Here is an 18,712-nt window from a genome sequence, read left to right as displayed (position 1 = left end):
ATCGGTGCTGGTGAGCCACTGCACGGCTCTGGTGTCTCGGATCCTCTTCACGCCCCGCCTGTGTCCGCGCCCCGCCCGCGGGTCACACTCGGGGGACGCGAGGAGCATCACGGCAGAAGGGTGTGACGATCCGGACCGTGCCGGACACGAACCGAGCATGAGCAACGACGAGATCTTCGCCGCTGCCTATCGCGAGCACTACTGGGCGGTCAGCCGCTATGTCGCCAGGCGGCTTCAGGGGCGGACCGACGAGGTGGAGGAAGTGGTGGCGGAGGTGTTCACGGTCGCCTGGCGACGCCGGGCCGACCTGCCGGCCGCGCCGCTGCCCTGGCTGTACGGGGTGGCCCGGAACTGCCTGGCCAACGCGGTACGCGGCTACGGGCGCCGGCGCCGGCTGGTGGACCGGCTGGGCAACGACGAGGCGGCGCACGGCCGGCACGTCGCGGCGGGCCCCGACGCGGAGGCGCCGGGCGCCTGGGTGCACGAGGCGTTGGACCGGCTGTCCCCGGCCGACCAGGAGGTACTGCGCCTCGCCGCCTGGGAGGAACTCGGCGCCGAGGAGATCGCGGTCGCCCTCGGCTGCGGACGCCGCGCCGCGGCCATGCGCCTCCACCGCGCCCGTCGCCGCCTGCGCACGGAGATCGACCGCCTGAGCCCCGCGGAACCGCCGCCCGGGCCGCGCCCGAGCCCTTCGCCACCGTCGCCCGCGGCACTGGCCGAGGTGTCCTCCGCGGAACCGTCGCTCGAAGCGCCGCCCAAGGCGATACCCGGCGGACCGATGCCCGACGGTGACACCCGTCCCGGCCGGCGAACCTCCCTCCCCTTGCCCACCCCCGACGCGACGCTGCGCAAGGACCCCCGACATGCCTGACGAACTCGAACTCCTCCGGCGCGCCAACCCCGTACCGGACGACGGGCCGCACTTCGGCGACGGGCCCCTGGACCAGCGCGCCGAACGGCGGCTGGAGCGGCTGTCGGGTCAGCCCCGCGCGCCGCGCCGCGCCCCCCGTGCCCGGTTGCTGTGGGGGCTCGCGGCCACGGGCGTCGTCCTGGCGACCGCCCTCACCGCGCTGGTCGGCGGGCCGAACACCCAGCCGGCCCTCGCCGCGCCCCGGCCGCTGGCCGTCCGCGCCGACTCCCCGCCCGTCCCGCTGACGCAGGTGGCCGGACTGGCCGCGACCGCCGCCGCCGACGGTTCGCCGCGCCTGCGCAAGGGCACGCACGTGCAGTCGTGGAGCCTGAGCATGGCCGACGGCGAACCGCCCGTCACCCTGCCCGAGGAGAGGGTCGTGCGCTGGCGCGCGGACCTCAGCCACACCGAGCTGGTCGTGGCGACCGACCCGCGCCGTCCCGGCCGCCCGGTCCTCACCGACGAGGGCGGAAACCCCCGCCTGGTGGCCGACGGCCACGTCCTCAGCCGGGCCACCTACCCGCCGAGCTGGAGCGACGCCCCGCCCGAGGCACCGCCGCCGCACACCCCGGCCGCCCTGCGCGCCTACCTCGCCGAGACCGTCCGCACCGACTCCCTGGGCACCCCGCAGCTCCTCGACGCCGTCGCGGAGCTGCTGGACCACTGGACGCTGGGCGCGCGCGAGTCCGCGGCACTGGTCAGGGTCCTCGCCGGCGCCGGGGGACTGCGGGCCGTGGGGCAGGTGACCGACCGCCTCGGCCGCCCCGGGCAGGCGTACGTGTACGAGGGTGAGGGCGGCCGGCGGATGCTGATCCTCGACCCGCGCACCGGCACCGTCCTCGGCCTGGAGACCACCTTCACCCGCGACGCCCCGGAGTACGGCGTCAAGGCGGGGGACGTCATGGACTACAGCGCCTGGCTGCGCTGACCGGCCTCCGGCGCTGCCCGGTGGCGGTTGCCACTCGGGTCAGCCCGGCCGCCTGGCGCCGGCCGGCGACGCCTCTCGGTGACGCGTCCGGCCCAGCCTCGCCCAGCCCGGCCTCGCCGCCCCTACACCCCCAGCTGCCGGGCGGCGGCCGTCACCGTCTGGTCCAGGAGCGTGGCGATCGTCATCGGGCCGACGCCGCCCGGTACCGGGGTGATCAGCGAGGCCCGCTCCACGGCCGAGTCGAAGTCGACGTCGCCGACGTTCCCCGGGTTGTAACCCGCGTCGACGACGACCGCGCCCGGCTTGATGTCCTGCCCCCGGATCAGCCGCGGCCGGCCCACCGCGGCCACCACGATGTCGGCCTCGCGGACCACGGCCGAGAGCTCGCGGGTGCGCGAGTGGCAGTAGGTGACGGTCGCGTCCCGGGCGAGCAGCAGCATGCCCACCGGCTTGCCGAGGATCGCGCTGCGGCCGACCACCACGGCCCGCTTCCCGGCCGGGTCGACGCCGTACTCGTCGAGCAGCCGCAGGATGCCGCCCGGCGTGGCGGAGACGAACCCCGGCAGCCCGAAGCTCATCGCGGCGAACGACGCGAAGGTGACACCGTCGACGTCCTTCTCGGGCGCGATCGCCTCGAACGCGGCCCGCTCGTCGATGTGGTCGCCCACCGGGTGCTGGAGCAGAATGCCGTGCACCCCCGGGTCGGCCGACAACTCACGCAGGGCCGCGACGAGTTCGCCGGTGGTGGTGGTCGCGGGCAGGGCGACGTGCCGGGACTCGATGCCGGCCTTGCGGCTGCGGTTCTGCTTCATCCGGACGTACGTCACGGACGCCGGGTCCTCGCCGACCAGCACGGTCGCCAGACACGGCGCGGTACCGGTGCGCCCGGTGAGGGTGGCGGCCTTCCGCGCGGTGTCCTCGACGATGCGGCGGGCGGGCGCGGTGCCGTCCATCAGACGGGCCTGGGTCATGCTGCACACTCCTGGGGCTGGATCGACTCTCCTCGCCCAGGCGCGCGGCAACCGGCGCGGACCGCTCCCCGGTGGTGCTCCACCTCAGCGCCAGTCACGGCCCGCGTACAGCGTAACCGAGGGTGCGCCGGCCTCCCGGCCCGCCGGCCTCCTTCCGCTCCCGCCGTGCCCGGCCGGGGCTACTCGTCCCAGGCCTGGATGATCAGCTGTTCCGAGATCTTGCCGTCCCGCAGGGTGACCATCGACTCGGCGAGGACCCGGGTGCCGTCCCCGTACTCGCAGGACTCGCAGTAGGCCGCGTGGTCGCCCTGGACGACGCACCGGTCCAGCCTGTGCGTCATGTCGCGGCTGTAGACGTCGTCCAGCAGTTCGGCGATCTGGCTCCGGCCGTGCAGGACCGTGGGGTGACTGGGCTGGTTGTCGCGGTCGACGATGCGGATCCGCGCGTCGTCCGCGTAGAGGGCCAGAAGATTGTTGCCGGTGTTGCCCTCGATGGCCCGGCGCAGTGTGTCGGTGTCGAAGGCGGACCCCGCCGCGGTACCCATGGTGACCTCCTTCAGGTGCCCGTGTGGTCCAGGCGCCCGTGCGGTCCGGCCAGGAGCGGGCCGCACGGGCCCACCTCCGAGACTCCTCCGCCCCGGCGGCCCCGGCAAGCCCGGCCGCGCGCTCCACCTCCCGGGTGAGCGTGGCCCGCCGCCCGTGTCCGCCGGGGGCCCGCCGCCGTTGCTGAGGACATGATCTCAACACGACGTATCGCCGCCGCCGTCGGTCTGGCCGCCGGGATCGCCGGCCTCGCCGTACCCCAGGCGAACGCGGCCGGCGCCGGCGCACCGCTCGTCGGGAAGCTCGGCGCGCTGAGCACGCTCGACTCGCTCGCCGTCAGTGACCTCCCGGCGGAGCAGCGGTCCCGGGTGCCGCGGGTCACCGAACAGGTGCAGGAGCTGAAGCACCTGAAGGAGCTGAACCAGCTCAACCAGGTGGAGCAGGTCCTCGCGCCCGCCGCGCCGCTGCTCGGTCTGGCCGGCGCCGTCCACTGATCCCGCCCGCCGGTACGAGGGCCGTCCCCCCGGGCGGCCCTCAGCGCTGCCCGGCCCCGCCGGGCGGCGCGCCCGTGGGAGGCGGGAAAGATCCACCGACCTCCTCGTGGCCCGTCCCGCTACCGAACGGACGCGCGTAGTGTCGGCGGCGAAGGCAAACGAAGGAAGGAACCAGACCATGGCGCAGGAAGTCCGCGGCGTGATCGCACCGGGCAAGGACGAGGCCGTACGGGTCGAGACGATCGTGGTGCCGGACCCGGGGCCCGGCGAGGCCGTCGTACGCGTCCAGGCCTGCGGGGTCTGCCATACCGATCTGCACTACAAGCAGGGTGGCATCTCGGACGACTTCCCCTTCCTGCTCGGCCACGAGGCCGCCGGGGTCGTGGAGTCGGTCGGCGAGGGCGTCACCGACGTCGCCCCCGGCGACTTCGTGATCCTCAACTGGCGCGCGGTGTGCGGGCAGTGCCGGGCCTGTCTGCGCGGCCGGCCCTGGTACTGCTTCAACACCCACAACGCGCGGCAGAAGATGACCCTCGCCGCCACCGGCCAGGAGCTGTCCCCGGCTCTCGGGATCGGTGCCTTCGCCGAGAAGACGCTCGTCGCGGCCGGCCAGTGCACCAAGGTCGACCCGGCCGTCTCCCCGGCGGTCGCGGGCCTCCTCGGCTGCGGGGTGATGGCCGGTATCGGCGCGGCGATCAACACGGGGAACGTCAGCCGGGGCGACTCGGTCGCCGTCATCGGCTGCGGCGGTGTCGGCGACGCGGCGATCGCCGGGTCGTACCTGGCCGGAGCGGCGAAGATCATCGCGGTGGACATCGACGACCGCAAGCTGGAGAAGGCCCGCACGCTGGGCGCCACCCACACCGTCAACTCCAGGGAGAACGACCCGGTCGAGGCGATCCGCGAGCTGACCGGAGGCTTCGGCGCCGACGTCGTCATCGAGGCCGTCGGCCGCCCGGAGACGTACCGGCAGGCCTTCTACGCCCGTGACCTCGCCGGAACCGTCGTCCTCGTCGGCGTCCCCACCCCCGAGATGAAGCTCGAACTGCCCCTGCTGGACGTCTTCGGCCGCGGCGGCGCCCTGAAGTCCTCCTGGTACGGCGACTGCCTGCCCAGCCGGGACTTCCCGATGCTGATCGACCTCCACCTGCAGGGCCGCCTGCCGCTCGACGCGTTTGTCACCGAGACCATCCAACTGGACCAGGTGGAGCAGGCGTTCGAGCGGATGCACCACGGCGACGTGCTGCGTTCGGTGGTGGTGCTGTGATGGCCGCGCGCATCGAACGCCTCGTCACCTCCGGCCAGTTCACCCTGGACGGCGGCACCTGGGACGTGGAGAACAACGTGTGGATCGTCGGCGACGACCGCGAGGTGATCGTCATCGACGCCGCCCACGACGCCGAGGCCATCGCACGCGCCGTCGGCGACCGGCGCCTGACCGCCATCGTGTGCACGCACGCCCACAACGACCACGTCAACGCGGCACCGGAACTCGCCGACCTCACCGGCGCGACGATCTGGCTGCACCCGGACGACCTCGCGCTGTGGAAGCAGACCCACCCGCACCGCGACCCCGACCGGCACCTCGTCGACGGCCAGGTCATCGAGGCCGCCGGCGCCGACCTCACCGTCCTGCACACCCCGGGGCACGCCCCCGGCGCCGTCTGCCTGTACGACCCGGGCCTCGGCACCGTGTTCACGGGCGACACCCTCTTCAAGGGCGGCCCCGGGGCCACCGGGCGCTCCTACTCGCACTTCCCGACCATCATCGACTCCCTCCGCGACCGCCTCCTCACCCTCCCGCCGGAGACCAAGGTCCTCACCGGGCACGGGGACGGCACCACCATCGGCGACGAGGCCCCCCACCTGGAGGAGTGGATCACCCGCGGCCACTGAGCCCGGCCACCACCGCGCCGTAAAAGCCGACAGCAGATGTCCGGTTTCCCGGCGACAGTGGGCGGCGACAGCAGTCGCACCACAGTCGTACCGCACGGGAGGCCGGACATGTCAGGACCGCTGGAAGGCAAGGTGGCGCTGGTCGCCGGGGCGACCCGGGGCGCCGGGCGGGGCATCGCCGTGGAACTCGGCGCGGCGGGCGCCACCGTCTACGTCACCGGCCGCAGCACCCGCGCGCGCCGCTCGGAGTACGACCGCCCCGAGACCGTCGAGGACACCGCCGACCTCGTCACCGCGGCCGGCGGGCAGGGCATCGCCGTGCCCACCGACCACCTCGACAGGACCGCCGTGCGCGACCTGGTGGACCGCGTCGCGGCCGAGCGGGGCCGCCTCGACGTCCTCGTCAACGACATCTGGGGCGGCGAGAACCTCTTCGAGTGGGACACCCCCGTGTGGGAGCACGACCTCGACAACGGACTCCGCCTGCTCCGCCTCGCGGTCGAGACCCACGCCGTCACCAGCCACTACGCCCTGCCGCTGCTGCTGCGGCACCCCGGCGGCCTGGTCGTGGAGGTCACCGACGGCACCGCCGAGTACAACGGCGGCACCTACCGGGTGAACCTCTTCTACGACCTCGCCAAGACCTCCGTCCTGCGCATGGCCTTCGCCCTCGGCCACGAACTCGGCCCGCGCGGTGCCACCGCCGTCGCCCTCACCCCGGGCTGGATGCGCTCCGAGATCATGCTCGACGCGTACGGCGTCGGCGAGGAGAACTGGCGGGACGCGCTGGCGCGCGAACCCCACTTCGCCATCTCCGAGACGCCCCGCTTCACCGGCCGGGCCGTCGCCGCCCTGGCCGCCGATCCGGACGTGGCCCGGTTCAACGGCCGATCGCTCTCCAGCGGCGGCCTCGCCCGGGTGTACGGCTTCACCGACCTCGACGGCAGCCGGCCGGACGCCTGGCGGTACCTGGTCGAGGTCCAGGACGCGGGCAAGCCGGCGGACGTCACCGGCTACCGGTGAAACCGGGCGCCGGACCGGTGAAAGCGCGCCCGGGCAGCCGTACCGTCGGCCCATGACTGATCCGACTCGCTTCGCAGGACACGCAGTTCTCGTCACGGGCGGCGCCCGCGGCATCGGTGCGGCCGTCGCCCGGCGGCTCGCCGAGGAGGGCGGGCGGGTGCTGGTCACCGACCGGGACCTGCCCGAGGCGGAAAGGACCGCCTCCGCGCTGCGCCGGCAGGGCCTCACCGCCGAGGCGTTCGCCTGTGACGTGGCCGACCGCGCCGCCGTCGAGGCGGCCGTCGCCCACGCCGTCGCCGCGTTCGGCTCGCTCGACGTGCTGGTCAACAGCGCCGCCCACTGCACCGCGGACACCGCCCTGTTCGAGGACGACCCCGAGGAGGCCTGGGCGCGCGACCTCGACATCACCCTCACCGGCGCCTACCGCTGCTGCCGCGCCGCCCTGCCGCACCTCGCCGCCTGCGGACGCGGGGCGATCGTCAGCATAGGTTCCGTCAACGGCGCGCAGGACTTCGGCAACCACGGCTACAGCGCCGCCAAGGCCGGCCTCGGCTCGCTCACCCGCACCCTCGCCGGGCACGCGGCGCCCCGTGGCGTGCGGGTCAACCTGGTGGTGCCGGGCACGGTCCGCACCTCGGCGTGGGAAGGGCGCGACGACGAACTCGACGCGGTCCGCCCTCTGTACCCGCTGGGCCGGGTCGGCGAGCCGGAGGACGTCGCCGCCGCCGTCGCCTTCCTGGCCTCGCGCGACGCCGCCTGGATCACCGGAACCTCCCTCGTCGTCGACGGCGGTCTCACCGCCGTCAACACCGGCTTCCGCGCGGCCGTCCGGCACACCTCATGACCCTCGGCCCGAGGCCGCGGCCAGCACGGCGAGCACCCGGTCCGTGTCGGCCTCGGTGGTCCGCCAGTTGCTGAACGCGGCGCGCAGCCCGGGCACATCGCCGTACACCGTCGGCGTCACGTACGCCTCCCCGGACGCGGCGACCGGTCGTACGGCGAGCCCCGCCACCTCACGGACGGCGAGATCACGGGCGGCCTGGAGCAGTTCGGGGAGCCGGGCGAGGTCGCCGGCGAGAACGGGGTCCATGCGGCGCAGCGTAGAGGGTCACCGCGCACCGGCCGGGGTGCCGTACGACCGGAAGTTCACCGTTTCGTCACAGCCTGACCGGAACCACAACCATCCCCGGCCGGGCCGGGTCTAGTAGTCCGACATCGCGGGAATCGCGCTGGAGAGCACCGGGGAGGCCCGGGCGAACGCAACGGGCAAAGGGGAAGGGGAGAGGCCGACATGGGGGTCATACACAGACGAGGTGCGGTCGCGCTGGGCGTCACGGGACTGGTGGCGCCGCTGGCGCTCGCGTTCACCGCGACGCCGGCCCAGGCCGCGAGCTGCACCACGCGGACGGGGCCGTACCAGAAGCAGGTGGAGAAGTTCCTGGGCCGGCCGGTCGACGGCAAGCAGTCCGCCACCGACTGCAAGGCCGTCCAGGCCTTCCAGAGAAAGCACGGCATCACGCCCGACATCGGCTACGCCGGTCCCGTCACCTGGGGCGTGATGGACCTGATGAACAAGCAGAAGGCCGTCGGGAACAAGCCGAACAAGGACGGCAAGTGCCCGGTGAACAAGGGCCGCATCGCCTGCGTGAACCTCACGCTCCAGCTCAGCTGGATCCAGGACGGAAGCCGGCTCGTCTACGGCCCGGTGCCGGTGCGCACCGGGCGTGACGGCTACGAGACCCGCACCGGCCTGAAGAAGATCTACTGGCGGGACATCGACCACGTGTCCAACCTCTACAACGTGCCGATGCCGTACAGCCAGTTCTTCGACGGCGGCCAGGCCTTCCACTCGGTGGGTCTGAGCATGTGGAACCCGCCCGGTTCGCACGGCTGCGTCAACATGACCACCACGACCGCCAAGAAGTACTGGTCACTGCTGAAGAACGGTGACGACGTCTTCGTCTACGGCCGCAAGCCCGGCACCTGAGCCGGCCGGGACCGCTCACGCCTCCGGCGCGTCCCCGAAGTCGGGGATCTCCAGCCGGACACCGCCCTGCCGAGCCGATTCGTGCGCGATGACGCCCGGCAGGGTGTAGCGGGCGGCCACCCACGCGTTCACCGGCGGCAGCGTCCGCGTGGTGACCGCGGTGACGAAGTCGTCCACCAGGAAGTGGTGGCTGCCCTCGTGCCCGTTGTGCATCCGGTCGAACTCGCGGGGCAGCCGTGACCGGTCGTGCACCGGCGCCGAGCCGGAGGTGAAGGCCGCGCGGAGCTCCGGTGCGACGTGCGCCAGGGACGGGTCGTCGGGGGCCAGGGTCGGCTTCGGCTCCAGCAGCTCGCTGATGTCCTCGACCCCCTTCTTGTCCTGCCACAGTGCCACCGTCGCCAGCTGTTCCATGCTGGCCTCCGTCCCGAAGAACCGGAACCGGGACTCGCGGATGTGTGAGGGGTAGCCGACCCGCCGGAACTCGTTCGTACGGAACGATCCGCCGCCCGCCACCTCGAACAGCGCGGTCGCGTTGGACACGTCGTTGTCGAACTGGCTGACCGTACGGTCGAAGACGCCGTCGCCGCGCTCGTCGCGCACCCCGATCGCGGACACGCTCACCGCGTGCGTCTGCCAGGCCCCGAGCACCCCGCCCACCGCGTGCGTCGGGTACAGCAGCGGGGGATAGCTGGCGGTCGCCTTCCAGTTCTCGCCGCCGCTGTACTGGTAGGCCTCGTAGAACCCGAGGTCCATGTCGTGGACGTAGTCGCCCTCGGCGTAGAACAGCCGGCCGAAGGCACCCGCCGCGATCCGGTTGCGGGCGTGCACGGTCGCCGGGTGGTAGTGGCTGGTCTCGCCCATCATGTACGTCAGCCCGGTGGCCCGGACCGCGTCGACGATCGCGGCGATCTCCTCGACGGTGATCGCCATGGGCACGGCCGAGTAGACGTGCTTGCCCGCGGCCAGGCCCTGGAGGACCAGCGGTCCGTGGGTCCAGCGCTGGGTGAAGATCGCGACCGCGTCGACCGCCGGCGACTCCAGCATCGCCTCGTACGACGGGAACGTGCCCGCGAGCCCCTGGGCGGCGACGAGCCGCTCGGCCCGCTCGGGCAGCAAGTCGGTGACGTAGACGTCACCGACACCGGGATGGGCGTGGAAGAGGGTGGCGAACTGCCCGGAGAACTGTCCGGCGCCGACGATACCGAGGGAGAAGGTCATGTGGATTACTTTCGCCACGGAATAATTTGACCGTCAAGAGTCGCGTGAGATCTGGGCGGTCCCCACCCCTCGCCTGAGGTGCCCGCGTATGCTGACCCGGGTTACTTCTGTATCGGAAGAAAAAAGGGGATCTCCGCCATGACCAGCTGGCTGCCGCTGAGCCCCGCGGAGCGCTCCGTGGCCATCGAGGTGCTCGTGCACGGCCCGCTGTCCCGCACCGAGCTGGCCCGCAGGCTGCGCCTGTCCCAGGGCAGCCTCACCCGGCTCACGAAACCGCTCATCGAGTCCGGGCTGCTGGTGGAGGCCGCCGATACGGGCGGGGCGGGCGAGCACCGTCAGGGGCGGCCGTCGCGTCCCCTCGACATCGTCGCCGAGTCCCGCTCCTTCCTCGGATTCAAGATCACCGCCGACCGGGTCTACGGCGTCCTCACCGGCCTGCGCAGCGAGGTGACCGGCCGGCTGGACCGGCCGCTGGCCACGCACGACCCGGACGCCGTCGCCGCGCTGCTGGCGGAGATGGCGACCGGACTGGCCGGACGCCACCCCGCCCCGGCGGGCATCGGCATCGGCGTGGGGGGACGGGTGCGCGAGCGTGCGGTGGTCGGCGAGTCGGCCTTCCTGGGCTGGCGGGACGTGCCGCTCGGCACGCTCGTGCGGGAGCGCACCGGGCTGCCGGTCGTCGTGGAGAACGACGTCGCCGCCCTGGTGGAGGCCGAGACCTGGTTCGGCGCTGGCCGGGGACTCGACCGCTTCGCCGTGCTGACCATCGGCGCCGGCATCGGCTACGGGCTGGTGCTCGGCGGCAGCCGGGTGCCCTACGAGGAGGAGGACCGCGGCTTCGGCCGGCACTGGATCATCGACCCGTACGGCCCGCTCACCCCCGAGGGCGCCCGCGGCAGCGCCACCTCGTTGCTCAGCATCCCCAGCATCCGCCACCAGGTGCGGGCCGCCACCGGCCGGGACGTCGGCTACGAGGAGATCCTCGCCGGTGCCGCCGCCGGTGACCCCATGTCCTCCCGGGTCGTCGACGAGGCCGCCCGGGCCCTCGGCATCCTGGTCGCGCAGATCGCCAACTTCGCGATGCCGCAGAAGATCCTGCTCGCCGGGGAGGGCGTCGGCCTGATGGATGTGGCGGGCGGCACGGTCCGCGACACCATCCGCTCCCACCGGCACCCGCTGGCCGCCCCGGTCGACCTGGAGACGAAGGTGTCCGACTTCCACGACTGGGCGCGCGGCGCCGCCGTGCTGGCCATCCAGGTACTGGTGCTGGGCCGGACCGGGGACTGAACCGGAACGAGCCGGGGGTGAACCGGAGGGCGGCGCGGCGAGCGGCACGGGCGGTGAATTCCCGCTTCCGGTTGACACATTGACGTGATGAGTAACACGGTCCGGAATGTCCGTATCGCTCATACTTACTCACAGCGCCTTCACCTCGATCGGCATATGCTTCACAGCATGTCCACCACTGTTGAAGCCGTCTCCGAGCGATCGGCCGCGGAGGTCAACGAGGAGATCCGGGCCCTGTGGCGCCGGTCGGGCGGGACACTGACCACCGAGCAGCGCGCGGAGTACCAGCGGCTCGTGATGGAGTGGGCCGCCGCGGCCCCGCGACCGCACCGGGCTGCGTGACCGACCCCGCGCACACACCGCGCCGAACCGCCCCGGGCACCCGTGAACACGCGGGTGCCCTTCTCGTCGTCCCCCCTCAGCCCCACGTCGCCGAGTAGTACCGCTGATACGCCTTGCGGTCCTGCTCGGCCCGGATGTACCGGGTCGCCACCAGCGCGATCAGACTGCCCGCGATGACCAGCAGCCCCGGCCCGACGTTCCGGGTGTCCGTCAGCCGCGCCAGCAGAGTGCTGCCCTGCGACGCGCCCGTGACCGGCGCCGAGGAGCCCGGCGAGGCCGCGTTCGGCGCCATCGCGCCCTGGGCCGCCGAGGCCGCCGGCGCGGGGGAGGTGCCGCCCGGGGCGCCGCCCGCGTTCTGCGCCGACACGATCAGCCGGACCCCGAGCGCCGTCAGCGCCTTGGTCACCGGCTGGAAGAACGTCGTCCCGCCCGCCGTGCAGTCGCCGCTCCCGCCCGAGGTGACGCCGAGCGCGATGCCCTCGGAGAACAACGGGCCGCCGCTGTCGCCCGGTTCGGCGCACACGGTGGTCTCGACGAGCCCGGTGACCGTGCCCTCCGGGTAGTTGACGGTGGCGTTCAGCGCCGTGACCTGGCCGTCGTGCAGACCGCTGGTGCTGCCGCTGCGGAACACCCGCTGCCCGACCGACGGATCGGCGAGCCCGGTGATCCGCACCCCCTTGCCGCCGCCGATCGCGACGACGTCGGCGCCCGCACCGGCCTTGCCGTCCGCGTACCGCACGAGCGAGAAGTCACTGCCCGGGAAGGAACTGTTCACCGTCCGGCCGAGCTGCTGATTGCCCTGGTTGTCGGCGAACCAGGTGGACCCGGCGGCCCCGCAGTGGCCGGCGGTCAGGATGAAGTCGGACCGCCCGTCGGTGACATTGAACCCGGCCGAACAGCGGCCGCCCGTCGACAGGATCGGCTGCGCTCCGTTCAGCCGTGTGGTGAAGGTGCCCTTCGTGCGCTCCATGTGCACGAAGCCGCCGATCCCCGTGGCGACCCGGGTCAGCCGCGACCAGTCCCCGGCGGACACCGTGCGGTCCGCGCGCACCACGACCCGGTTGGTCCGGTAGTCCACCGCCCACGCCGTGCCCGGCACGCGCGGAGCCGAACGCAGCGTCGCCGTCGCCGACTTCAGCTCGTTCATACTGTGCGGGACGACCTTCGGCTCCGCCCCGGCCCGCCGCACCTCCCGCGCCGCGGCCTGGTCGGTCACCGCCACGACCGTACGCCCGTCGGCGCCGATCCAGTCGCCCGCCGTACGGGCCGTGCCGAGCCGTGCCACCAGCGCGGCGCCGGTGCCGCCCGGGGCGGCGAGCGGTCTGGCGGCGGCGGGTGGTGTCTCGCTCGCCATGGCCGCCTGGGCGACCATCGCGCCTCCCAGGAGGAGTCCGCCGACCGCCGCCAGCCGTGTCACTCGCCGGACGACCCGTCGTCGTGCGTGCCGCATGCATGGCTCCCGAAGCCGAACCCGAACGCGCGCTGCCCGTACCGGCACCGCGAGGCCCCCGGATCGTCGAGGGCCCGCCCCTCCATACGGGGGCCGGGGCCACGGCGTTCACCGGCACCGGCGAACTCCCGTGCGCGGTCAGTTCTTGCGGGCCACCCCGCCGAACATGGCGACCTCCTCCGGCTCGGCCCCGTCGCCGCCCTCCGGGCGCCACCGCGAGCAGGACACCACTCCCGGCTCCAGCAACTCCAGGCCGTCGAAGAACCGGGCCACGTCCTCGGGGGTGCGCTGCTTCAGCTTCGGGGTGCCGTGCTCGTTCCAGAATTTCACCGCCTCGTCCACGTCCGGCATGGACGGGCTGGTGACGGTGTGCGACAGCACCAGGTGGCTGCCCGCCGGGAGCCGGTCCGTCAACTGCCGTACCAGGCCGTACGGGTCCTCGTCGTCGCCGATGAAGATGACCACCCCGAGCAGCATCAGCGCCACCGGCTGAGTGAAGTCCAGGGTCTTCGCCGCGTGTTCGAGGATCGCGTCGACGTTGCGCAGGTCCTCGTCCAGGTAGTCGGTGCGGCCTTCCGGCGTGCTGGTGAGCAGGGCGCGCGCGTGCGCGAGGACGAGCGGGTCGTTGTCGACGTACACGATCCGGGACTCCGGCGCGATCCGCTGCGCCACCTCGTGCGTGTTGTCGGCCGTGGGCAGCCCGGTGCCGATGTCCAGGAACTGCCGGATGCCCACCTCACCGACGAGATGGCGCACCGCGCGGCCCAGGAACAGCCGGTCGGCGCGCGCGTACTCCCCGATGCCCGGGTGCAGCTGACGGATCTGGTCGCCGGCCGCACGGTCGACCTCGTAGTTGTCCTTGCCGCCGAGCCAGTAGTTCCAGATCCGGGCGGTGTGCGGCTGGCCGGTGTTGATGCGGGAGCGCAGCGACGCGGCCACGTCATTGGTGGCTGCCGGGTTGTCGGTCACGTGGGTCAGCTCCTGGGTGCCTGAAGAGATGCCTGCGGGGTGTCCGGCGAAGACGCCTGACGGGGACTGCACCGTGCAAGACGCAATCTAGACGCCCGAGTTGATCTCCGCCGCCCGGCCCGGGTTTTCTCCGCCCGGAGCGAACCGGGCCCGGCCGCGCGGGCCGCCGCGTTCCTCGGCCGCGTCCCACCGCCTGCGCGTCCCGACTCCTTCTCCGGCCACGGCCCGTGTCACCGGGTCTCGCGGGGCAGGGCCCGTCTTCCTACACTGGGGGCATGGACGACACGCGGCTCGACCGGCTCGGGTCCGGCAAGTACCTGCTGGTGACCAGTTACCGGAAGAACGGCACGCCCGTCGCGACCCCGGTCTGGGTGGTACGGGACGGCGGCACGCTCGGGGTGTGGACGGCGGCCGGCAGCGGGAAGGTCAAGCGGATCCGGCGCCGCCCGGACGTCCTCGTCGGCCCGTGCGACGTGCGTGGCAACCCGACCGGCGACCAGGCACCGGCCACCGCCGAGATCGCCGATCCGGCCACCACCGCCCGCTACCGGGGCCTGATCGCCCGCAAGTACGGCCTCCTCGGCCGCCTCACCCTGCTGGGCAGCCGGCTCCGGCGCGGCCTGGACGGCACCGTCGGCCTCCGGGTGACCCTCGGCGACTGAGGACGACCCGGGACCGGCGCCCTCGTCCGTGCATGCCGACGTGAAGCTCCGGGCGGCGGGCTCGGCGGGGTTCGACGACCTCGCCGACGCCTCGGCCGCCACCGCCTCCGGCAGCGGCACCCGCCCCGTCGGCGTCCGCCCCTCGGCTACCTCGCCGGCGACCGCCCCCGGACCCCCTTGACCGGCTGCCGCCCGCCCCACGCCTTCATGAAGGTGAGGGTCCGTCAGGTCCAGGCGCGGTACGGCTCGTCCACCAGCTGGAAGACCGGCTCCCCGCGCACCGGGTCCTTGGCGGTGGACAGCCGCACCCGGTCACCGCTGTGGATGCCGATCGGCGGGCCCATGACCCGGCCCCGGACGACGAACCCCTCGGCCATCTCTATCAGCGACACGTTGCGCGCCGCCGGCGTGTTGCGGTGCACCACCGTGGAATGGCGGACCGTGCCGACGCCCTCGCTGCGCTCCGTACGCAGCTCACTGCCCTGGCAGACCGGACACAGCAGCCGGTGGTACATCGCGGTGCCGCACCAGGTGCAGCGCTGGAAGAGGAGGGCGTCCTTGGCGTCCGTGGCGGCGGGATCGAGAACGCCCGCCGCGGCACCGGCCACCGGATGCGAGGTGCTTGCTGAGGGGTGGTACACGCTGGTCAACTCCCTGCGCTCGGCCGGAATCCCGTGTGCCCGGGGCGGACCGGACGCACGTGTGCGCGGTTGCCGTGCCACCGCGCACGCCGACAGGGTATGGCACTGAGTGTCACTCGTAAAGGCACTCGGTACCCCTAGTCACCCCTGTTCCGGGTCAGTCCCGGCCGAGCGCCGTCTCCAGTTCCCGCACCACCCGCCACAGCGGCGCGTCCCGGCGTGACACCAGCACGACCACGTCGTCCGGCCGCCCCGCCCGCGCGCCGGACGGCGCCGGCCCGGACCCGGCGGGGGCCGGCGCGGTCTCCGCGGGCCGGCCGAACGTCCTCTGCACGTACCCCAGCGCGTGGTCGACCTCGGCCCCCGGGTCGCCCTTCCCCTCCGAACGCAGCCAGGAGCGCAGGGCGTTGTTGTGCGCGGCGACGACCGCGGCCGCGATGACGTCGGCGCGCAGCGTGCCGTCGGGCCGTCCCGCGAAACGGGCGCGGAGGTACTCGGCGAGCGCGCGTTCGTAGCGCCACACCACCGACAGTTCGTACGCGCGCAGCCCCGGCACCTGCCGGGTGAGGCGGTAGCGCTGCACGGAGAAGGCCGGGTTCTCGGCGTACATCCGCAGCACCAGCCGGGCCGCGTCGCACACCCGGCGCACCGGCTCGTGTTCGGCGCCGCCGGCGGCGAGGAAGGCGGTCATGTCGGCCAGGCAGCGCTCGTGGTCGGGGAAGACCACGTCCTCCTTGGAAGGGAAGTAGCGGAAGAACGAACGCCGGCCGACCCCGGCCAGGGCCACGATGTCGTCCACGGTGGTCTGCTCGTACCCGCGTTCCAGGAAGAGCCGGAAGGCCGCCGCCACCAGGGCGTCCCGGATCGGCGGCTTCGCGGCCGGCACCGCGCTGCTGGAGCTCATGGACGGGAACGTAGCACCCGGACCGCATGCGTGACACTCAGTGCAGCGCGAGCGCCCCGTCGGGGGAACTGAGTGCTTCCGAGGGTCATCCCGAGGCGGCCCGCCGGACCGCGGGGCGCGGGGCGCGAGGGGGCGGTGACCGGGGGTGGCCGGAAGCCGCCGTACCCTGCGGCGTAACCTTTCTCCGCCGTCGCCGTGGCCACCGTCGAAGACGTCGCCGGCACCGGCCCGCACCACCCGCCCGCACCACGACCGCGGCCCCCGCGCCGCCCCGAGGAGCCCCCATGCCCGCCGCCCGCCCCCGCCTGCTCTACGTCACCGACCTGGCGTACCGGGCGCGCGGGCGCCGCTACTGCGACGAGGACATCCACCTCACCTCCCGGCTGCGCGCCCACTTCGACCTGGCGCTGTGCCATCCGGCGGACGCGGCGGCCCTGATGGACGGCTTCGACGCCGTCGTCGTCCGCAACAGCGGGCCCGTCCTCGGCTACCGCGAGGAGTACGACGCCTTCCGCGCGCGGGCGCTCGCCGCCGGGACCCGGGTGTACAACCCGCTCACCGGGAAGGCCGACATGGCCGGGAAGCAGTACCTGCTCGACCTGACCGCCGCCGGCTTCCCCGTGATCCCGACCGTCGACCGCGCCGAGGACCTGGACCGGCTGCCGTCCGCCGAGCGGTACGTGGTCAAACCGAGGCAGGGCGCCGACTCCCTCGGCCTGCGGATCGTCCCCGCGGGCGGGGTCGCCGCAGCCGCCACCGGGGACGTCCTGATCCAGCCGTGCGTCGACTTCGCCTACGAGGTGTCCTTCTACTTCGTCGACGACGACTTCCAGTACGCCCTCCACGCTCCCGACCCTCAGCGCCGCTGGGAGCTGCGGCCGTACCGGGCCACCGCCGCCGACCTGGAGTTCGCCCGCCGGTTCATCGACTGGAACGACCTCGGCCACGGCATCCAGCGCGTCGACGCGTGCCGCGCCGCCGACGGAAGCCTGCTGCTGGTCGAACTGGAGGACCTCAACCCCTACTTGTCCCTCGACGCGCTGTCGGAGGAGGCCAGGGACGCCTTCGTCACCGCGTTCACCGCGTCCCTGAGCCGGTTCGCGCGGGGAGTGCCCGTACCGGCCTGAAGGTGACCGGCGACCGTCCTGGCGGCTCGCCCCCGAGGTGCCCCTCAGGGCCGGGGATTGGTGCGGTGCCACCGGGGCCGCGCGTCACCGCCGCGGCGCCCGGCCACGGACGCGCAGCGTGGGCACACGCGCCGCACCCGGTCCGCCGCGCCCCCGGACTCCGGGAAGGTGTCCGCCCAGCCGACGTGCGGGAAGCGCGTCAGCCGGGAGCGGCTGAGGGAGAGTCCGCAGACGGTCTGGTTCAAATCCGGCTCCCACGCGTGGACCTCGCCGGCGGGCAGCCGGCGCCGGCCTTCCTCCTCGTCGGTCCACTGTCCGGAGGCCGCGACGGCGTACTGCTTCGGGCGTCCCATGACGTGCTCCGCAGCCGGTCAGCCGGCCGTGACGGCGACGCGCGGCCGTCCGGTGCGGCCGCCACGCGGGCCCGCGGCTATCCCGCGCGCCGGGGGGCGGGCGGGCAGGACGCGTGAGCGCTCGTACTCGGTCATCGTGGCACCGTCCTCGAATCGGCTGGACCGCACTCCGCGTGCCCCGCCGGGCGCCCGCCACACCCGCGCGGCACGGGCGGCCCCGCGAATCCGGGACGCCCACGGCGAGGGCGGGGGCCTCACCCCGTTGCCCGCGGACCGTCGTCGTAGACCAGCAGGCCGTCGTCGCGCAGGCGTACACCGGGCGTCGGGCTGTGCGCCGTGAGGCGGCCGTCGTGCATCAGGTGCAGGACGAGCGCCCCGCGGGCCAGGACGGCGAAGTCGGCGATCAGGCGCCGGTGGCATCTCCACCACACCGCCTCGCTGCACATCACCGCGGTACGCTCCCCGCCCGCCTGCCGCAGCACGCCGTCCATCGCGGTCAGGAACTCCGCGCTGCGGGTGTGAGCGGCGTAGCCCCGGAAGGACTCGTTGCGCCAGACGGTGTCCGGTGAGTCCGGCGGGGGCCTGCGCCACCCGCCCAGCCGCCGCTCCCAGCGGTAGGCGATCCGCTCCTCGGGCAGCCACTCGGCCAGCCGCTGCCGCGACAGGTCCGGGTCCCGGCGACTGCCCGGTGCGGTCCTGACGTCCACGACGGCGGCGATGCCGGCTTCCCGCAGAAGCTCCGCGAGGGCCGTCCGGCCGGCCGTGCCGTGGCCGAAGGTGAGCAGCTCCGGGCCCGGGCCGGGGATCCCGCCCACGGGGCCGGTCGGGACAGGGTTCATACACCGAGTGCACCACGTGCGGGCGTGCCGGGTGCGCCGGGTGGGGCTTACCTGCTCAGGGCCTGGGCACTCGAAGACGACACAAGCCGCCGCGGCCGCCCGGTGCCGGCCCGCGTCCGGCCGCGCTCCCCGAAGCCGTCCGGACGCCGATACGGCCCGCGCGCCGCG

General features: G+C 73.7%; 21 protein-coding genes, 1 pseudogene and 1 riboswitch. Of the genes and pseudogenes, 12 read left to right on the top strand and 10 right to left on the bottom strand.

Annotation, left to right across the window (positions count from 1 at the left end):
- Positions 1-157: 157 nt before the first annotated feature.
- Both LG395_RS16270 and LG395_RS16265 read left to right on the top strand, forming a co-directional pair.
- A pseudogene (locus LG395_RS16270) lies at positions 158-658 on the top strand (RNA polymerase sigma factor); the annotation flags it as partial.
- Between the two features lie 205 nt (positions 659-863).
- Positions 864-1,838, top strand: a complete 975-nt coding sequence (locus LG395_RS16265; protein WP_225810223.1) for a CU044_5270 family protein — start codon at positions 864-866, stop codon at positions 1,836-1,838.
- Positions 1,839-1,960: 122 nt separating this feature from the next.
- Here LG395_RS16265 and LG395_RS16260 read toward each other — a convergent pair whose 3' ends face one another.
- Both LG395_RS16260 and LG395_RS16255 read right to left on the bottom strand, forming a co-directional pair.
- On the bottom strand, positions 1,961-2,809 hold the full coding sequence (locus LG395_RS16260; protein ID WP_225810222.1) for a bifunctional 5,10-methylenetetrahydrofolate dehydrogenase/5,10-methenyltetrahydrofolate cyclohydrolase: 849 nt from the start codon (positions 2,807-2,809) through the stop codon (positions 1,961-1,963).
- Between the two features lie 27 nt (positions 2,810-2,836).
- Positions 2,837-2,917: riboswitch (ZMP/ZTP riboswitch) on the bottom strand.
- Between the two features lie 71 nt (positions 2,918-2,988).
- Positions 2,989-3,354 (bottom strand): nuclear transport factor 2 family protein, encoded by a 366-nt coding sequence (locus LG395_RS16255; RefSeq protein ID WP_171150432.1) that lies wholly within the window; start codon positions 3,352-3,354, stop codon positions 2,989-2,991.
- 189 nt (positions 3,355-3,543) lie between these two features.
- Here LG395_RS16255 and LG395_RS16250 point away from each other — a divergent pair, with 189 nt between their 5' ends.
- The 5 genes from LG395_RS16250 to LG395_RS16230 all read left to right on the top strand — a co-directional run bounded on the left by LG395_RS16250 (position 3,544) and on the right by LG395_RS16230 (position 7,609).
- Positions 3,544-3,846: a hypothetical protein gene (locus LG395_RS16250; protein ID WP_171150431.1), complete on the top strand. Its 303-nt coding sequence runs from the start codon at positions 3,544-3,546 to the stop codon at positions 3,844-3,846.
- Positions 3,847-4,024: 178 nt separating this feature from the next.
- The gene (locus LG395_RS16245) at positions 4,025-5,113 is read left to right on the top strand and encodes an S-(hydroxymethyl)mycothiol dehydrogenase (RefSeq protein ID WP_171150430.1); all 1,089 of its coding nucleotides are present in this window, start codon (positions 4,025-4,027) and stop codon (positions 5,111-5,113) included.
- Entirely contained in the window at positions 5,113-5,742 is a 630-nt protein-coding gene (locus LG395_RS16240; protein WP_225810221.1) for an MBL fold metallo-hydrolase, read from the top strand. Before LG395_RS16245 ends, LG395_RS16240 begins: the two co-directional genes overlap by 1 nt.
- A 108-nt stretch (positions 5,743-5,850) precedes the next feature.
- Positions 5,851-6,765, top strand: a complete 915-nt coding sequence (locus tag LG395_RS16235; RefSeq protein WP_171150428.1) for an SDR family oxidoreductase — start codon at positions 5,851-5,853, stop codon at positions 6,763-6,765.
- A gap of 52 nt (positions 6,766-6,817) precedes the next feature.
- Entirely contained in the window at positions 6,818-7,609 is a 792-nt protein-coding gene (locus LG395_RS16230) for an SDR family NAD(P)-dependent oxidoreductase (RefSeq protein WP_225810220.1), read from the top strand.
- On the opposite strand, the gene LG395_RS16225 is transcribed toward LG395_RS16230, so the two are convergent.
- Positions 7,604-7,855, bottom strand: coding sequence for a hypothetical protein (locus tag LG395_RS16225; RefSeq protein ID WP_225810242.1), 252 nt, complete (start codon positions 7,853-7,855; stop codon positions 7,604-7,606). The genes LG395_RS16230 and LG395_RS16225 overlap by 6 nt on opposite strands.
- Before the next feature lie 201 nt (positions 7,856-8,056).
- Here LG395_RS16225 and LG395_RS16220 point away from each other — a divergent pair, with 201 nt between their 5' ends.
- A complete protein-coding gene (locus LG395_RS16220; protein WP_171150425.1) occupies positions 8,057-8,752 on the top strand; it encodes a L,D-transpeptidase family protein in 696 nt (231 codons plus the stop codon).
- A gap of 15 nt (positions 8,753-8,767) precedes the next feature.
- Here LG395_RS16220 and LG395_RS16215 read toward each other — a convergent pair whose 3' ends face one another.
- Positions 8,768-9,970: a Gfo/Idh/MocA family protein gene (locus LG395_RS16215; RefSeq protein ID WP_171150424.1), complete on the bottom strand. Its 1,203-nt coding sequence runs from the start codon at positions 9,968-9,970 to the stop codon at positions 8,768-8,770.
- Between the two features lie 138 nt (positions 9,971-10,108).
- Here LG395_RS16215 and LG395_RS16210 point away from each other — a divergent pair, with 138 nt between their 5' ends.
- The gene (locus LG395_RS16210; protein ID WP_225810219.1) at positions 10,109-11,257 is read left to right on the top strand and encodes an ROK family transcriptional regulator; all 1,149 of its coding nucleotides are present in this window, start codon (positions 10,109-10,111) and stop codon (positions 11,255-11,257) included.
- A 156-nt stretch (positions 11,258-11,413) separates the two neighbouring features.
- Positions 11,414-11,599 (top strand): hypothetical protein, encoded by a 186-nt coding sequence (locus LG395_RS16205; protein WP_171150422.1) that lies wholly within the window; start codon positions 11,414-11,416, stop codon positions 11,597-11,599.
- A gap of 76 nt (positions 11,600-11,675) precedes the next feature.
- On the opposite strand, the gene LG395_RS16200 is transcribed toward LG395_RS16205, so the two are convergent.
- A complete protein-coding gene (locus LG395_RS16200) occupies positions 11,676-13,049 on the bottom strand; it encodes a S1 family peptidase (protein ID WP_171150421.1) in 1,374 nt (457 codons plus the stop codon).
- 138 nt (positions 13,050-13,187) lie between these two features.
- Positions 13,188-14,018, bottom strand: a complete 831-nt coding sequence (locus LG395_RS16195) for an SAM-dependent methyltransferase (RefSeq protein ID WP_225810218.1) — start codon at positions 14,016-14,018, stop codon at positions 13,188-13,190.
- Between the two features lie 275 nt (positions 14,019-14,293).
- On the opposite strand from LG395_RS16195, the gene LG395_RS16190 reads away from it, so the two are divergent.
- The gene (locus LG395_RS16190) at positions 14,294-14,680 is read left to right on the top strand and encodes a PPOX class F420-dependent oxidoreductase (RefSeq protein ID WP_171150419.1); all 387 of its coding nucleotides are present in this window, start codon (positions 14,294-14,296) and stop codon (positions 14,678-14,680) included.
- Positions 14,681-14,904: 224 nt separating this feature from the next.
- Here LG395_RS16190 and LG395_RS16185 read toward each other — a convergent pair whose 3' ends face one another.
- A complete protein-coding gene (locus LG395_RS16185; RefSeq protein WP_225810217.1) occupies positions 14,905-15,321 on the bottom strand; it encodes a Zn-ribbon domain-containing OB-fold protein in 417 nt (138 codons plus the stop codon).
- 157 nt (positions 15,322-15,478) lie between these two features.
- Positions 15,479-16,225: a TetR family transcriptional regulator gene (locus LG395_RS16180; RefSeq protein ID WP_225810216.1), complete on the bottom strand. Its 747-nt coding sequence runs from the start codon at positions 16,223-16,225 to the stop codon at positions 15,479-15,481.
- 284 nt (positions 16,226-16,509) lie between these two features.
- Between LG395_RS16180 and LG395_RS16175 the strand changes: the two genes are divergently transcribed.
- The gene (locus tag LG395_RS16175) at positions 16,510-17,352 is read left to right on the top strand and encodes an ATP-grasp domain-containing protein (protein WP_225810215.1); all 843 of its coding nucleotides are present in this window, start codon (positions 16,510-16,512) and stop codon (positions 17,350-17,352) included.
- 44 nt (positions 17,353-17,396) lie between these two features.
- Here the strand turns inward: LG395_RS16175 and LG395_RS16170 are convergent, their stop codons facing one another.
- Positions 17,397-17,705, bottom strand: a complete 309-nt coding sequence (locus LG395_RS16170) for a hypothetical protein (protein WP_225810214.1) — start codon at positions 17,703-17,705, stop codon at positions 17,397-17,399.
- Positions 17,706-17,959: 254 nt separating this feature from the next.
- On the bottom strand, positions 17,960-18,544 hold the full coding sequence (locus LG395_RS16165) for a DUF488 domain-containing protein (protein ID WP_225810213.1): 585 nt from the start codon (positions 18,542-18,544) through the stop codon (positions 17,960-17,962).
- Between the last annotated feature and the right edge of the window lie 168 nt (positions 18,545-18,712).

Origin of the sequence: Streptomyces spinosus (assembly GCF_020400655.1) — a bacterium.
Classification (GTDB): Bacteria; Actinomycetota; Actinomycetes; order Streptomycetales; family Streptomycetaceae; genus Streptomyces; species Streptomyces argyrophylli.
This window is presented reverse-complemented; position numbering and strand designations above follow the sequence as displayed.

Bases quoted from the DNA above. Each gene is read 5' to 3' on its own strand.
- LG395_RS16265 (WP_225810223.1), top strand. From the start codon at position 864: ATGCCTGACGAACTCGAACTCCTCCGGCGCGCCAACCCCGTACCGGAC.
- LG395_RS16260 (WP_225810222.1), bottom strand. From the start codon at position 2,809: ATGACCCAGGCCCGTCTGATGGACGGCACCGCGCCCGCCCGCCGCATC.
- LG395_RS16255 (WP_171150432.1), bottom strand. From the start codon at position 3,354: ATGGGTACCGCGGCGGGGTCCGCCTTCGACACCGACACACTGCGCCGG.
- LG395_RS16250 (WP_171150431.1), top strand. From the start codon at position 3,544: ATGATCTCAACACGACGTATCGCCGCCGCCGTCGGTCTGGCCGCCGGG.
- LG395_RS16245 (WP_171150430.1), top strand. From the start codon at position 4,025: ATGGCGCAGGAAGTCCGCGGCGTGATCGCACCGGGCAAGGACGAGGCC.
- LG395_RS16240 (WP_225810221.1), top strand. From the start codon at position 5,113: ATGGCCGCGCGCATCGAACGCCTCGTCACCTCCGGCCAGTTCACCCTG.
- LG395_RS16235 (WP_171150428.1), top strand. From the start codon at position 5,851: ATGTCAGGACCGCTGGAAGGCAAGGTGGCGCTGGTCGCCGGGGCGACC.
- LG395_RS16230 (WP_225810220.1), top strand. From the start codon at position 6,818: ATGACTGATCCGACTCGCTTCGCAGGACACGCAGTTCTCGTCACGGGC.
- LG395_RS16225 (WP_225810242.1), bottom strand. From the start codon at position 7,855: ATGGACCCCGTTCTCGCCGGCGACCTCGCCCGGCTCCCCGAACTGCTC.
- LG395_RS16220 (WP_171150425.1), top strand. From the start codon at position 8,057: ATGGGGGTCATACACAGACGAGGTGCGGTCGCGCTGGGCGTCACGGGA.
- LG395_RS16215 (WP_171150424.1), bottom strand. From the start codon at position 9,970: ATGACCTTCTCCCTCGGTATCGTCGGCGCCGGACAGTTCTCCGGGCAG.
- LG395_RS16210 (WP_225810219.1), top strand. From the start codon at position 10,109: ATGACCAGCTGGCTGCCGCTGAGCCCCGCGGAGCGCTCCGTGGCCATC.
- LG395_RS16205 (WP_171150422.1), top strand. From the start codon at position 11,414: ATGCTTCACAGCATGTCCACCACTGTTGAAGCCGTCTCCGAGCGATCG.
- LG395_RS16200 (WP_171150421.1), bottom strand. From the start codon at position 13,049: ATGCGGCACGCACGACGACGGGTCGTCCGGCGAGTGACACGGCTGGCG.
- LG395_RS16190 (WP_171150419.1), top strand. From the start codon at position 14,294: ATGGACGACACGCGGCTCGACCGGCTCGGGTCCGGCAAGTACCTGCTG.
- LG395_RS16180 (WP_225810216.1), bottom strand. From the start codon at position 16,225: ATGAGCTCCAGCAGCGCGGTGCCGGCCGCGAAGCCGCCGATCCGGGAC.
- LG395_RS16175 (WP_225810215.1), top strand. From the start codon at position 16,510: ATGCCCGCCGCCCGCCCCCGCCTGCTCTACGTCACCGACCTGGCGTAC.
- LG395_RS16170 (WP_225810214.1), bottom strand. From the start codon at position 17,705: ATGGGACGCCCGAAGCAGTACGCCGTCGCGGCCTCCGGACAGTGGACC.
- LG395_RS16165 (WP_225810213.1), bottom strand. From the start codon at position 18,544: ATGAACCCTGTCCCGACCGGCCCCGTGGGCGGGATCCCCGGCCCGGGC.